The 13204-nt window shown below is 52.1% G+C and carries 13 protein-coding genes; 6 read left to right on the top strand and 7 right to left on the bottom strand.

The window, feature by feature from the left end; all coding sequences use genetic code 11:
* Nucleotides 1-102: 102 nt before the first annotated feature.
* Nucleotides 103-777, top strand: coding sequence for an iron ABC transporter ATP-binding protein FetA (gene fetA / locus PT300_05575; protein MDF7680107.1), 675 nt, complete (start codon nt 103-105; stop codon nt 775-777).
* Entirely contained in the window at nt 764-1543 is a 780-nt protein-coding gene (gene fetB, locus PT300_05580) for an iron export ABC transporter permease subunit FetB (protein MDF7680108.1), read from the top strand. The genes fetA and fetB overlap by 14 nt, the downstream gene beginning before the upstream one ends.
* Before the next feature lie 49 nt (nt 1544-1592).
* Here fetB and PT300_05585 read toward each other — a convergent pair whose 3' ends face one another.
* The 6 genes from PT300_05585 to ppiB all read right to left on the bottom strand — a co-directional run bounded on the left by PT300_05585 (nt 1593) and on the right by ppiB (nt 6413).
* A complete protein-coding gene (locus PT300_05585) occupies nt 1593-2447 on the bottom strand; it encodes a co-chaperone YbbN (GenBank protein ID MDF7680109.1) in 855 nt (284 codons plus the stop codon).
* Nucleotides 2448-2512: 65 nt separating this feature from the next.
* Nucleotides 2513-3322: an SDR family oxidoreductase gene (locus PT300_05590; GenBank protein ID MDF7680110.1), complete on the bottom strand. Its 810-nt coding sequence runs from the start codon at nt 3320-3322 to the stop codon at nt 2513-2515.
* 102 nt (nt 3323-3424) lie between these two features.
* Nucleotides 3425-4510, bottom strand: a complete 1086-nt coding sequence (gene purK / locus PT300_05595; GenBank protein MDF7680111.1) for a 5-(carboxyamino)imidazole ribonucleotide synthase — start codon at nt 4508-4510, stop codon at nt 3425-3427.
* Nucleotides 4507-5016, bottom strand: a complete 510-nt coding sequence (purE, locus tag PT300_05600; GenBank protein ID MDF7680112.1) for a 5-(carboxyamino)imidazole ribonucleotide mutase — start codon at nt 5014-5016, stop codon at nt 4507-4509. The genes purK and purE overlap by 4 nt, the downstream gene beginning before the upstream one ends.
* 164 nt (nt 5017-5180) lie before the next feature.
* Nucleotides 5181-5915: a UDP-2,3-diacylglucosamine diphosphatase gene (gene lpxH, locus PT300_05605; GenBank protein ID MDF7680113.1), complete on the bottom strand. Its 735-nt coding sequence runs from the start codon at nt 5913-5915 to the stop codon at nt 5181-5183.
* Between the two features lie 3 nt (nt 5916-5918).
* Nucleotides 5919-6413: a peptidylprolyl isomerase B gene (gene ppiB / locus PT300_05610; GenBank protein MDF7680114.1), complete on the bottom strand. Its 495-nt coding sequence runs from the start codon at nt 6411-6413 to the stop codon at nt 5919-5921.
* 170 nt (nt 6414-6583) lie between these two features.
* Here ppiB and cysS point away from each other — a divergent pair, with 170 nt between their 5' ends.
* Genes cysS through truC form a run of 3 tightly spaced genes read left to right on the top strand, consistent with a single transcriptional unit; the run spans nt 6584 to nt 9078 of the window.
* Complete coding sequence (gene cysS, locus PT300_05615) at nt 6584-7963, top strand: cysteine--tRNA ligase (GenBank protein MDF7680115.1); 1380 nt, start codon at nt 6584-6586, stop codon at nt 7961-7963.
* Between the two features lie 12 nt (nt 7964-7975).
* A complete protein-coding gene (locus PT300_05620) occupies nt 7976-8305 on the top strand; it encodes a YqcC family protein (protein ID MDF7680116.1) in 330 nt (109 codons plus the stop codon).
* Nucleotides 8305-9078, top strand: coding sequence for a tRNA pseudouridine(65) synthase TruC (truC, locus tag PT300_05625; GenBank protein ID MDF7680117.1), 774 nt, complete (start codon nt 8305-8307; stop codon nt 9076-9078). Before PT300_05620 ends, truC begins: the two co-directional genes overlap by 1 nt.
* A gap of 7 nt (nt 9079-9085) precedes the next feature.
* Here the strand turns inward: truC and barA are convergent, their stop codons facing one another.
* Nucleotides 9086-11830: a two-component sensor histidine kinase BarA gene (barA, locus tag PT300_05630; GenBank protein ID MDF7680118.1), complete on the bottom strand. Its 2745-nt coding sequence runs from the start codon at nt 11828-11830 to the stop codon at nt 9086-9088.
* A 61-nt stretch (nt 11831-11891) separates the two neighbouring features.
* Here barA and rlmD point away from each other — a divergent pair, with 61 nt between their 5' ends.
* The gene (gene rlmD, locus PT300_05635; protein MDF7680119.1) at nt 11892-13193 is read left to right on the top strand and encodes a 23S rRNA (uracil(1939)-C(5))-methyltransferase RlmD; all 1302 of its coding nucleotides are present in this window, start codon (nt 11892-11894) and stop codon (nt 13191-13193) included.
* Nucleotides 13194-13204: the final 11 nt, after the last annotated feature.

The raw sequence follows: 13204 nt of genomic DNA on the forward strand, positions 1-13204 counted from the left end.
AAGTGATGTATATTTAAATACAGTATATATTTTTAGGTCTTCAGGTGGAAGCGCGCCAGATCAAAATTAGTCCATAAATAATGAAGCAAAAATGGAATAAATATGTCAGCCGATACCCCGATTTTACGCATTGAAAATATTGGTTTTCAGATTGATTCGACCGTGATCCTGAAAAATATCTGTTTTCCGCTTCAGAATGGTGAGTTTAAGCTGATCACCGGCCCTTCTGGTTGTGGAAAAAGTACATTATTGAAAATTATTGCTTCTCTGCTGAGTCCCACGAGTGGGCAGATTTTTTTCGCCGGTCAGGATATTAATACGCTGTCACCGGAGATCTATCGTCAACAGGTCTCCTACTGTACACAAACCCCGGTACTCTTCGGTAATACGGTCTATGACAATCTCATTTTCCCCTGGCAGATCCGCCATCAAAAGCCGTCCGTCGAGGTACTCATCGCCGGTTTACAACGATTTAACCTGACGGAAGAGACACTGCAGAAACCGATTAATGAGCTCTCTGGCGGTGAGAAGCAGCGTGTTTCACTGCTGCGCAATTTGCAATTTTTGCCGCGTGTATTACTACTGGATGAGGTGACCAGCGCGCTGGATGAGCGTAATAAACATAACGTCAATGATATTATTCACCATTATGTAACGGAAGAAGATATTGCCGTTCTGTGGGTGACCCACGATAGCAGTGAGATTGCTCATGCGGATGATGTCATTACCTTACCTGCAAATAGCAGCACGCCGGAGGTGTCTGATGAACGGTCATAATATCACGAATGAATCACTGGTCTTGTCGATGGTGCTGGTACTGGTGGCGATTATTATCAGCTATCGGGAAAAGCTGGCTCTGGAAAAAGATATTCTCTGGAGTGTTTGCCGTGCCGTGGTGCAGCTTATTATTGTCGGCTATGTTCTGAAATATATATTTGCCGTTAATCATGTGTTGCTGACGTTATTAATGGTGTTATTTATTTGTTTTAATGCTGCGTGGAATGCTCAAAAGCGTAGTAAATATGTTGATAAAGCATTTGTCTCGTCATTTATTGCCATTACCGTAGGTACTGGACTGACGCTGACGGTACTGGTTTTCTCACACTCTATTGCTTTTGTGCCGATGCAGGTGATCCCGATTGCCGGTATGATCGCGGGCAATGCTATGGTCGCGGTAGGATTGTGCTACAACACGATGGGACAATTTTTCCGCAGTGAGCAACAGCCGATCATCGAAAAACTCAGCCTTGGTGCGACGCCACGTCAGGCGGCTAAACCATTAATCCGGGCGAGTATTCGCGCCGCGCTTATTCCCACGATTGATTCCGCCAAAACAGTCGGGCTGGTGAGTTTGCCGGGCATGATGTCAGGACTTATCTTCGCCGGGATTGATCCGGTGAAGGCGATAAAATATCAGATTATGGTCACGTTTATGTTGCTGTCGACGGCCAGTTTATCCACCATCATTGCCAGCTATCTGACCTACCGCCATTTTTTTAATGCCCGTGATCAGTTGATCGTTTCACCACCGATGACGCAATAAGTTGTTGATCGCTCCCCGGTAAGCCGCACCCTACCGGGGAAGCCAGCGCTTAGTACAGTAGCGAATAGAGCTGACGGCGATATTGTGCCGCTAAGGCGTCACTGGTGCCGAGGGTATTGAGGATCTCCTGAAATAGCTGGCGGATCTGTCCATCACCGGCCGTCAGGTTTTTTTGCAGATGGCTAAAGAGCAGGGCCAGCGCCTCTTCATGACGTCCGACCTGATGTAGCTGTGAGGCCAGTTGTGCCGCCAGGGTGGTATCATCCGGATTTTGCTCAACCTGCTGATATAGCTGCTTGATTTCCGGTGTATCGGCCGCTTGTTTTAGCTGTGCGATCCGGGCAATCAACGCCTGATAGCGGCTATCCTGTTCGGCTGCCGGGATGGTTTCCAGCACGGTTTGCGCTTCATCCGCCCGTTGCAATGCGATCAATGTTTCGGCTAATAATAGCCCGGTCTCATTATCCTGTTTCGATAATTGCCATACTTCTTTCAGCAAAGGTAAGGCTTCGGCATATTTCTCTTCCTGCATCAATGCGATCGCCTGCTCTGTTTTCAGCGTTTCCTCATCCGGCAACACTTTTTCCAGCAAGGCACGGATCGCCGATTCTGATTGCGGGCCTTCAAAACCATCTACCGGCTGGCCGTTCTGGAAAAGATACACCGTCGGGATGGCGCGCAGCCCAAACTGTGCGGCAATCATCTGTTCTGTATCACAATCCACTTTCGCAAGGATAAACTGCCCGTTATATTGCGTCGCCAGCGTTTCGAGGGTCGACGTAAGTTGCGCACAGTGTTGGCTGCGTGCTGACCAGAAATAGAACAGTACCGGGATACTGGCGGATTTTTCCAGCGTCTGATGCAGGTTGGCTTCGGTAATATTAATGATATTCTGTACTGACATGAGGGGATCTCTTAGGTGGATTTCCGTATATTTGTATAAATGGGGGCGACCGCCTGAGCTTCAACTTAATGGCTGACAATTTTATCCATCAGTCGCGCAGGGAGCAGACGTTTCAGCCAGCCGACAACATGTGTCACAAGGGTCACCGGATAGCGTAACTTCGGCCGATCACTGGTAAAAGCATGACGAACCTTTTTCGCTACCGCTTCCGGGCCGAGGGCAAAACGGGTGGCGATATCGGGATTTTTCACCGGCTTATCCCGTTGTGTCTGATTGACGTTATTAGTAAAGCGGGTACGGATCGGGCCGGGCTCAATCAGGCTGACCTGAATACCACTCTGGCGCAGTTCCATACGTAAGGCGTCAGCCCAGGCCTCCAGCGCATATTTGCTGGCCGCGTAAGCCCCCCGTCCGGGGGTGGAAATCAGTCCCATAACCGATGAAGTGATCACGATCCGCCCTTCGCCGTGGGGGATCATGGCGGGAAGTAATCGCATGGTAAGCTGATGGGCACCAAAAAAGTTGCTGGAAAATTGCGCTTCCATTTGCTGGCGGCTAAGGGTGAGCAGAGGGCCGTAAACGCCGTATCCGGCATTATTGAACAAGCCATACAGATGATTACTGGTCAGGGCAATCACCTCTGATGCCGCGCGATCAACGCTTTGTGGGTCATCGAGATCGAGTAAAATACCGCTCAGCCCCAGGGACTGCATACGGATAATATCCTGCGCTTTGCGGCAGCCCGCCAGGACATGAAACCCCTGGTTTTTTAAATCCAGCGCACTGGCAAGCCCAATACCGCTGGAGCAGCCAGTGACTAAAATTGATTTTTGCATAACAGTACCTGCTGGTGATGCATGAGACTCCGTTATCATGATTAACGAAGTGCGCCTGGGACGCACCAGACGCCGGGTATATTAACTTATGTCACCCTTCACGATCACCCTCCGTCTCTGTCAGGGCGATGTTGTTCTGTGCTATGACGGTATCCCCCCTGAGCGGAGCAGTGCTTGTGCCTGGGATATTATCGCGCGGTATTCGGCGGGAAGATGCGTTTTCAGTGCTTCCAGCGTTGCCTGCAAACGGTCAGGATCATAGTCAGTGATATTCAGATGGCCTACTTTGCGTCCCGGGGTCACCGTTTTATCGTACCAGTGCAGATGTACCAGTGGTAGCGTCAGCCAGTCGTAATTGAGATCGCAGCCGATCAGGTTAAGCATCATCGAGGGGTGATTCACCACCGGGGGAGGCAGTGGCAGGCCGGTAATCGCCCGCAGGTGCAATTCAAACTGGTTGATGGAGGCACCGTTTTGCGTCCAGTGACCACTGTTATGTACTCGAGGTGCCAGTTCGTTAATCAGCAAACCCTCCGCGGTAACAAAACACTCCATCGCCATGACGCCGACATAATTCAGGGTATGCATAATCGAGGCGAGCATATCCTCTGCCTGCGCCTGTTGGCTGCGATCAGACTGGGGGAATGCCACACTGGCACGCAAAATCCCCGCCTGATGCAGATTGTGGGTCAGGGGATAGAACACCGTACTGCCATCCTCAGCGCGCGCGCCAATCAGGGAAACCTCAGCGAAGAAGTTAATCTGTTGTTCGACAATACAAGTGCCGTAGTTTTCATCGTCGGGCAGGGGAGTACCATGCGGGTGCAGACGCCATTGACCACGCCCATCATAGCCACCGCTGCGGCGTTTGACGATCACCTGCTCGCCGAGGCGGGTGAAGATAGCGGGCCACTCAGCGGGGTCTGTCAGCCATTGCCACGGTGCGGTGGCCAGTTTTAGCTGGTCGAAGAGCTGTTTTTGTGTCAGACGATCGGCGATGATCGGTAACACAGTACGGTTGATAAACGCCGGATGGCAGGCCAGCTCACGGGTCAGTGTGGTTTCCGGCCAGCGTTCAATTTCGGCAGTGATCACGCTGTGCTGAAAAGGTATCTCGTCGCGGTGGGTTTCCGCGCCGACTGGCCAGACGGTGATCCCCAGCGGTTCACCCGCCTGGCGCAGCATGCGGCCTAACTGACCATTGCCGAGGACACAGACAGACTTCATACGATATCTCGCGGATCGGCGCTATTCAGTACCGCGTTAGTCTGGGCCTGACGCCAGTCGTGCAGCCGCTGATGCAGTTCATCGTCATGTAATGCCAGCATTTGTACCGCCAACAGTGCGGCATTGGCGGCCCCCGCTTTGCCGATCGCCAGCGTCGCCACCGGGATACCCTGTGGCATCTGGACGATGGAAAGAAGACTGTCTAAACCATTTAATGCTGCGCTTTGGATCGGTACGCCCAATACCGGGACTAAGGTTTTAGCCGCGATCATCCCCGGCAGGTGTGCCGCGCCACCCGCACCGGCGATAATCACCTGATAGCCGTTGTTTTCCGCGCTTTCAGCAAAATGAAAAAGTTTATCGGGCGTGCGGTGGGCGGAGACGATCTCGGTGTGATACGACACGCCGAGATCATTCAGAATATCGGCGGCAAACTGCATCGTCGCCCAGTCGCTTTGCGAACCCATGACGATGGCAACAGGTGTGGAATGAGGTTGAGAAGACATCGGCCTTAAGACTCCTGACAGGGGTACGGCATGGCTTGATATTAGTCAGAATAACATGAACTTCCGCTACAGGTAAACGATTGCGTCACGGCGATGCCCATCAGGCAAACGGTAATCAATGCGTTTTTACCGATAGCGGATTATCAGCGCTGAATGACCGGGCTTTAGCGCGCATCTGAAAATGGGAAAGGAAGCAGCTCGACATTGTCTTGGCTCACTCTGACCACGCTTCCCTGATCATGCCACGCGCCAAGAACTACCCGATAAGCCGGTTGACCATTCGCGGATAAGGGATGAATCGCCGGGCGATGTGTGTGGCCATGAATTAACCACTGTATCTGGTACTTTTCCATCATCTCCACCACCGCTTGTGGGGTCACATCCATAATCGTGTCGGGCTTACTGTGGTTAGCGGCCTGACTGTTGGCGCGCATTCGGGCGGCGATACGACGACGGAGAAACAGTGGCAGAGCCAGGAACAGCGTCTGAATCCAGCGGGTGTGTACCCGGGCGCGAAAAGCCTGATAGGCGGTATCATCACGACACAGGGTATCGCCATGCATAATCAGTATCTGACGACCATGCACATTGATGACGGTTTCTTCTGCCAGCAAGGTCATGCCACAGGCGTCGGCAAAACGCTGGCCGAGCAGAAAATCGCGGTTACCATGAATAAAATAGCAGGGAACCCCGGCAGCGGTTAATGCACGGAGTGCTGAGGCGATCTCCTGATGCAGCGCACTGACGTCATCATCGCCGATCCATGATTCGAAAAAATCGCCGAGGATATATAAGGCATCGGCACTGCGCGCTTGTGTCTGTAACAGGCGCAGAAAACCGGCGGTGATCGCCGGTTCTTTGCTTTGCAGATGGAGATCTGCGATGAACAGTGTCGCCACGAATTACTCGCTGACAGTGACGCTTTCAATCACCACATCGTCTTTCGGCACATCCTGATGCATACCACTGTGGCCGGTAGGGACGGCTTTAATTTTATCGACGATATCCATGCCATCGACGACTTCGCCAAAGACACAGTAACCCCAGCCCTGGGTATTTTCCGCCGTAAAGTTGAGAAAGTCGTTATCGACCACATTAATAAAGAACTGAGCGGTTGCCGAGTGTGGGTCTTGTGTGCGGGCCATCGCCAGGGTGCCACGAGCATTCTTCACACCGTTACTGGCTTCATTTTTAATCGGTGATTTGGTCTTTTTCTGTACCATGCCGGGTTCAAAACCGCCACCCTGGATCATAAATCCATTAATAACACGGTGGAAAATGGTATTGTTATAAAAACCTTCACGGCAGTAGTCCAGGAAGTTTTTGACTGTTTCCGGCGCTTTATCATCAAAGGTTTTGACGACGATATCGCCGTGATTGGTATGAAAAGTAACCATTTTTATATCCTGTTCTGGAGAGTGTCTATCTGAACCCAGGATTGGGTAAGATCAGAATTGTTATAGCATAACCGTGGCGTTCGATCACCTGACATTGCCTGCTGCTTCCCATCAGAATTAGCGTTAGAATAACCAGCTTGTCTCCCTCATGCGCCAGGATGAAAGCTTCGATGTTAAAAATTTTTAATACCCTGACCCGCCAGAAAGAAGAGTTTAAACCGATACATGCCGGAGAAGTGGGCATGTATGTCTGTGGTATCACCGTTTATGATCTCTGCCATATCGGTCATGGCCGGACTTTCGTCGCCTTTGATGTGGTGGCGCGTTATCTGCGTTTTCTTGGTTATCGGCTGAAATATGTGCGTAATATCACCGATATCGACGATAAAATCATTAAGCGCGCAAATGAAAATGGTGAAAATTTTGTTCAGCTTGTCGAGCGTATGATCGCAGAAATGTATCATGATTTTGATGCACTGAAGATTTTGCGCCCTGACGAGGAGCCGCGTGCGACCCATCATATTGCTGAAATTATCGCCATGACCGCCCAGCTGATTGCGCGCGGACACGCTTATGTCGCTGACAATGGCGATGTGATGTTTTCCGTGTCGACCGACCCGCATTATGGGCAGTTATCACGTCAGAATCTGGCGCAGCTACAGGCAGGTGCGCGGGTTGATGTGGTCGATGCCAAACGTAATCCGCTCGACTTTGTGTTGTGGAAAATGTCAAAAGTCGGTGAACCCGGCTGGCCTTCACCGTGGGGGGAAGGACGTCCCGGCTGGCATATTGAGTGTTCGGCGATGAACTGCAAACATCTGGGACACCATTTTGATATCCACGGCGGGGGGGCCGATCTGATGTTTCCGCATCATGAAAATGAAATCGCCCAGTCTGGCTGTGCGCATGATGGGGAGTATGTCAATTACTGGATGCACTCTGGAATGGTGATGATTGACCATGAGAAAATGTCGAAATCACTGGGTAACTTTTTTACTGTCCGCGATGTGCTGAAACATTACGATCCGGAAACCGTGCGCTATTTTTTGATGTCGGGCCACTATCGTAGCCAGCTGAATTATAGTGAAGACAATCTCCGCCAGGCGCGCGCGGCGCTGGAACGGTTATACACAGCGCTGCGTGGTACCGATAACACCGTCGCGCCCGCGGGGGGAGACGCCTTTGAAGCGCGTTTTATCGCCGCGATGGATGACGATTTCAACACCCCGGAGGCGTATTCGGTACTGTTCGATATGGCGCGAGAGGTGAATCGCTTGAAAGCGGAAGATAGCGCTGCGGCGAATGCGATGGCGGCCCATCTGCGTAAACTGGCGGCGATACTGGGGCTGCTTGAGCAGGAACCTGAAGTATTCCTGCAATATGGCGCACAAACCGACGATATCAGTCAAATTGAAGCGCTGATCCAGCAGCGTCTCGATGCGCGTAAAGCAAAGGACTGGGCTGCGGCAGACGCGGCACGAGACCGTCTGAATGAGATGGGGATTATCCTTGAAGATGGTTCGCAGGAAACCACCTGGCGCCGGAAATAGTGAGGTGAGCTGATGACGCCTGATGACCCGTTACGCGAGCATTTACAGCGCCTTGAAATGATGCTGCGGCAAGCCGGATTATGGCAGGAGACGGCCCCTGACAGCCGCGCCCTTGCCAGCACGCAGCCTTTCTGTCTCGATACCCTGGAACCGCTGGAGTGGTTGCAGTGGGTGCTGTTGCCGCGCATGCGGCAATTACTCGACAGTCAACAACCGTTGCCGCAAAATGTCGCCATCACACCTTACTATGAAATGGCGCTGGATAGCGCCCATCCGCTACGTGAGCCCATTCTACTGGCATTATTGCAGCTGGACGCACTGTTGACGGGTGACAATACCTGATGCTGGAGATTATCTATCAGGATCAATGGCTAGTGGCAGTCAATAAGCCTGCTGGCTGGTTAGTTCATCGTAGCTGGCTGGATCGCCATGAAAAAGTGGTGGTGATGCAGACAGTGCGCGATCAGATTGGACAGCATGTTTTTACCGCACATCGTCTTGATCGCCCGACTTCCGGTGTCTTGCTGATGGGATTGTCGAGCGAGGCGGGCAATCGGTTATCCTGGCAATTTGCTCACCATCAGATACAAAAGCGTTACCACGCCATCGTGCGCGGCTGGTTAACGGCTGAGGCGGTGCTGGATTATCCCTTGCGGGAAGAGCAGGATAAAATTGCCGATAAGTTTTGCCGCGAAGATAAAGCGCCCCAGGCCGCCATCACCTGGTATCGTGGCATGGCGACGGTGGAAATGCCGGTCGCCACGGGCCGCTATCCCACCACCCGCTACAGTCTGGTGGCACTGGAGCCTAAAACCGGGCGCAAACATCAGTTACGTCGCCATCTGGCTCACCTGCGCCATCCGATTATTGGTGACAGCCGACACGGCGATCTGCGGCAAAACCGCAGTGCGGCAGAGCATTTTGCCTGTCGCCGTCTGCTGTTGCATGCCAGCCAGCTTTCGTTGACTCACCCCTTTACCGATGAACCGCTGGTGATCCGCGCCGCGTTTGATGATACCTGGATGCAGGCGCTGTCACAGTTTGGCTGGCGCGGTCTGCTACCGTTCAATGAACGCACAGAGGATGCTGGCGTCGCGGGCCAGATCATCCGCTGATCAACCGCTATATTCCTGGGATATGCCGGGTTTCCCGGACAACATTGTCCATTTCATCCAGCAATTCAAGCCATTCTGGCTCCAGTTCGCTGGCGGGAGTCCCTTTGCGTAGCTGGCTCTCTATCATCCGGCACAATTTCTTTAGCCGTGGCACGCCACCATAGCTGCAACTGCCATGCAGTTTATGGATCAGATCGAGCAGCCCTTCCGGCGTTTCACCCACCAGCTGTTCTTCGACCCGGTTACGCACTTCTGGCATAAAGGCGAGCAGCATTTGCAGCATTTCGCGCGCCAGATCCGGTTTCATCGCCGCCTGGCGCAGCGCCAGTTGCCAGCTAAAGGTCTGGTTATCGTCAACCGACGACTCGCTGGCGTTGAGTGGCAGTGATACCACGTTCATTTTTGACTGATAGCGCAGAAGTAAATTGTGCAACTGCTCTTCGTCGATCGGTTTTGCCAGATAATCATTCATCCCGGCATTGACCAGTCGCTCTTTTTGCCCTTCAAAAATATGGGCGGTCACCGCGATAATCGGTGTTTGCTGATGATGAGGAAGAGAGCGTATCTGCTCACAGGCGCAGATGCCATCCATATCCGGCATTTGAATGTCCATTAAAATCAGATCCAGCGACCTTGTTTTCGCTTCGTCGATAGCGCACTGACCGCTACTGCACAGGATGATATGCTGAACCTGATTTTCGAGCAGAACGCCGATAAGTTTCAGATTAGCCGGATTATCATCAACCGCCATGACGGTCATTGGTAGCTTATCGCCGCCGGATTCAAGCGGCATGGCCGGTAACGGCGGACGGTAGAGCGCCGTTAATGCGGGAAGCAGACGTGTCGCCGTTAGCGGTTTGAGCAAACAGGCGGTGACCCCGTCTTGTTTGAGGGTTTCAGCATTGGTTTGGGCATGACAAGGCAGCGCCAGCAGAACATGCTCGGCGAGGGCGCTGGCCTGGGCGACTTTTTGTTTGTCAGGGTGACGGATAGCAATCGGGGTGCCGATTAACATAATATCGTAATGTGCCTGTGGCAGCGTGAACAGTGTCGGGCTGTAAACCACCTCCAGCGGTGTGGTAGTCAGCAGTTCAAGGGTCGACTGTGCCGCCGTGGTATTGGCTTCGACATAGGCAAGGGTTTTCCCTGCCAGCGGCTGAGTCGCCACCCCTTCCACAATCGCGTGCGGGTTGAGCGCAAGATTAATATAAAACCAGAATGTCGAGCCACGGCCAGATTGACTGTGAAAGGAGATATCGCCATCCATTTCATGCACCAGCCGCTGGGTAATCGCCAGCCCCAGCCCGGTGCCGCCATGACGTCGCGAAATACTGGCATCGGCCTGACGAAACGCCTGGAACAGACGGGATTGATCCGATTCAGGGATACCTATGCCAGTATCATGGATCTGGATCTCAATCTGAACACTGGTATGGCTAATCGCGCGTTGTTCGACCCGAACATCAATATTGCCACGTTCAGTAAACTTGATCGCATTGCCGACCAGGTTAGTGATAATTTGTTGCAGACGCAGCGGATCGCCGATGACATTATCGGGCACATCATTTTTAATATTCAGCGTCAGTTCCAGCCCTTTGTCATGGGACGCATGCGCCAGTAAAGTGATGGTTTCGTCGAGGGTATTACGCAACGGGAAAGGGATGCTTTCCAGCATCAGCTTACCGACTTCCAGTTTCGAAAAGTCGAGGACATCATTGATAATCGCCAGCAGATTGTTTGCTGAGCGTTCAATAGTGATCAGATGGTCACGTTGGGTTGGATTTAAATCAGTTTTCAGTGTCAGGCGCGTAAAACCGAGCACCCCATTCAGTGGGGTGCGCAATTCATGAGAGATATTGGCGAGAAATTCTGATTTGATCCGCGCCGCTTCCTGCGCCCGCTTTTTAGCCAGATCTAACTCGACATTCTGAATTTCCATCTGTTCGAGGGTTTCACGTAAATCGGATGTCGCCTGGTCGATGCTGTGCTGTAATTCTTCATGGTAGGCAGCCAGCGACATCGCCATCGCGTTAATGCCGTTTTTCAGCATATCCAGTTCACCGAACATAAACCCTTCGACGCGACTGTCCAGTTGCCCGCGACGAATACGATCAACGGTATTGACCATATTGCGGATAGGGCCGGTGACATCATTCATTAACTGCCAGGCGAAAATCAGCGCGATACCAATGCTGAACAGCAACAGAATACTGGAGATAAATATCTCTTTATATTGTTGTAAACGCAGCGAGTTGAGATCTAATTCGATAGCCACATAACCCAGGATATGACCGGGGGCTTTAGGGCTGGTGATCGATGCGTCATCAGAAAGATAACTGTTACTGATGATCGGGGTACGCAGGATCATCGTATTCCCCTTCTGCTCCATACTTAACTGGTCTGGCAGTGGCATGCCCGCTTTCAGACGGAGCGTGTTGGGTGAACGCTGAATATTGGAGGTAACTATCAGGTTATTTTTGGCATCATAAATCGCAATTGCGCGCACAATATCGGAATGACGGCGATGCAGTACGCTAACCAGATGGCTGATCGCCTGATGATTTTGCTGATTGATACTGTACTCACTGGAAACCGCCAGCGGGCTGATAATGCTGGTGCCGGTATTTTCCAGTTGCCAGCGCAGATCATGGTAACGATGGGCGAAAAAAAAGATACTGAGCAGTAAACCAATCAGTATGGTAGGAGCCAGAATAAGGATCATCATTCGGGCGCGGAGGCTGTAGTTGGTCATGCGATTCCGTTATGGGAGAATAGGCGCCAGTCAATATAGCGAATTGAGACAGATATCTACAATGGTGCAATTCTACTCTGCAAAACGGCGCGTGACGACACATCAAATCATAACGGTCAACGTGACTGATCTCGATCCCTTTGGGCAGGGTGTGGCTCATTATCAGGGAAAAACTTTATTTATTAATAATTTACTTCCTGGTGAGCAGGCTGATGTGGTGGTAACAGAAGAGAAAAAACAGTATGCCAGGGCGAAAGTAAAACGTCGTTTTACGGATAGTCCTCAGCGTCAGACACCACGTTGTCCCCATTTTAATCTGTGCGGCGGCTGTCTGCAGCAGCATATTGCTACCGAACTTCAGCAGCAGAGCAAATGCGCGGCCTTGTCCCGACTGATGAAACATCAGGTCGACGAGATGATTGCGGCTTCCCCGTGGGGATACCGTCGCCGCGTGCGCCTGAGCCTGAAGTATCAGCCAAAGACACGCCGGTTGCAGATGGGTTTTCGTCAGGCCAATACGCATGATATTGTCGATGTGGTGCAGTGCCCGATCCTGGCGCCGCAACTGGAGGCACTCTTACCTGCGGTGCGTGAGTGTCTGAGTCACCTGCAAGCGCAGCGTCAGGTCGGCCATGTCGAACTGGTGCTGGCGGATAATGGCCCGTTGATGGTGTTGCGTCATACGGCACCGCTATCGACCGCCGATCGGCAAAAACTGGAATCTTTTTCGCAATCTCACTCGCTTGGGCTGTATTTAGCACCGCAAAGCGAGATACTGGAACATATTTGCGGCCCTACCCCCTGGTATTCGTCATGCGGTCTACGCTTAGCGTTTAGTCCGCGTGATTTTATTCAGGTTAATGATGGCGTGAATCAACGCATGGTCGCCACCGCCTTAGCGTGGCTGGCTGTGCAACCCCAGGATCGGGTGCTCGATCTGTTCTGTGGCATGGGCAATTTTACCCTGCCACTGGCGCAACAGGCCGCCCATGTCGTGGGGGTGGAGGGGGTCGCCGCCCTTGTGACAAAAGCCCGGGAGAATGCGAGAGATAATCAGTTAAGTAACGTGACATTCTGTCATGAAAATCTGGCGCAAGAGGTGGCCGGTCAGCACTGGGCGAAATCGGGTTTTGATAAAGTGCTGCTTGATCCGGCGCGAAGCGGTGCGGCAGAGGTGATACCACACATTATCAGGCTGACGCCACAACGCATCGTGTATGTCTCCTGTAATCCGGCGACACTGGCACGCGATAGTGAGTCGTTATTACAGGCGGGATATCGTATCCAGCGTCTGGCGATGCTGGATATGTTTCCGCATACCGGACATCTGGAATCTATGGCATTGTTTGAGTATGTTGGTTGATAACATCATGC

It is taken from the genome of Enterobacteriaceae bacterium ESL0689, from assembly GCA_029433525.1.
Taxonomy (GTDB): Bacteria; Pseudomonadota; Gammaproteobacteria; order Enterobacterales; family Enterobacteriaceae; genus JAQTIF01.

Excerpts from the sequence above, each read along its gene's own strand:
- fetA (MDF7680107.1), top strand. The coding sequence starts at position 103 with ATGTCAGCCGATACCCCGATTTTACGCATTGAAAATATTGGTTTTCAG.
- fetB (MDF7680108.1), top strand. The coding sequence starts at position 764 with ATGAACGGTCATAATATCACGAATGAATCACTGGTCTTGTCGATGGTG.
- PT300_05585 (MDF7680109.1), bottom strand. The coding sequence starts at position 2,447 with ATGTCAGTACAGAATATCATTAATATTACCGAAGCCAACCTGCATCAG.
- PT300_05590 (MDF7680110.1), bottom strand. The coding sequence starts at position 3,322 with ATGATAACGGAGTCTCATGCATCACCAGCAGGTACTGTTATGCAAAAA.
- purK (MDF7680111.1), bottom strand. The coding sequence starts at position 4,510 with ATGAAGTCTGTCTGTGTCCTCGGCAATGGTCAGTTAGGCCGCATGCTG.
- purE (MDF7680112.1), bottom strand. The coding sequence starts at position 5,016 with ATGTCTTCTCAACCTCATTCCACACCTGTTGCCATCGTCATGGGTTCG.
- ppiB (MDF7680114.1), bottom strand. The coding sequence starts at position 6,413 with ATGGTTACTTTTCATACCAATCACGGCGATATCGTCGTCAAAACCTTT.
- cysS (MDF7680115.1), top strand. The coding sequence starts at position 6,584 with ATGTTAAAAATTTTTAATACCCTGACCCGCCAGAAAGAAGAGTTTAAA.
- PT300_05620 (MDF7680116.1), top strand. The coding sequence starts at position 7,976 with ATGACGCCTGATGACCCGTTACGCGAGCATTTACAGCGCCTTGAAATG.
- truC (MDF7680117.1), top strand. The coding sequence starts at position 8,305 with ATGCTGGAGATTATCTATCAGGATCAATGGCTAGTGGCAGTCAATAAG.
- barA (MDF7680118.1), bottom strand. The coding sequence starts at position 11,830 with ATGACCAACTACAGCCTCCGCGCCCGAATGATGATCCTTATTCTGGCT.
- rlmD (MDF7680119.1), top strand. The coding sequence starts at position 11,892 with ATGGTGCAATTCTACTCTGCAAAACGGCGCGTGACGACACATCAAATC.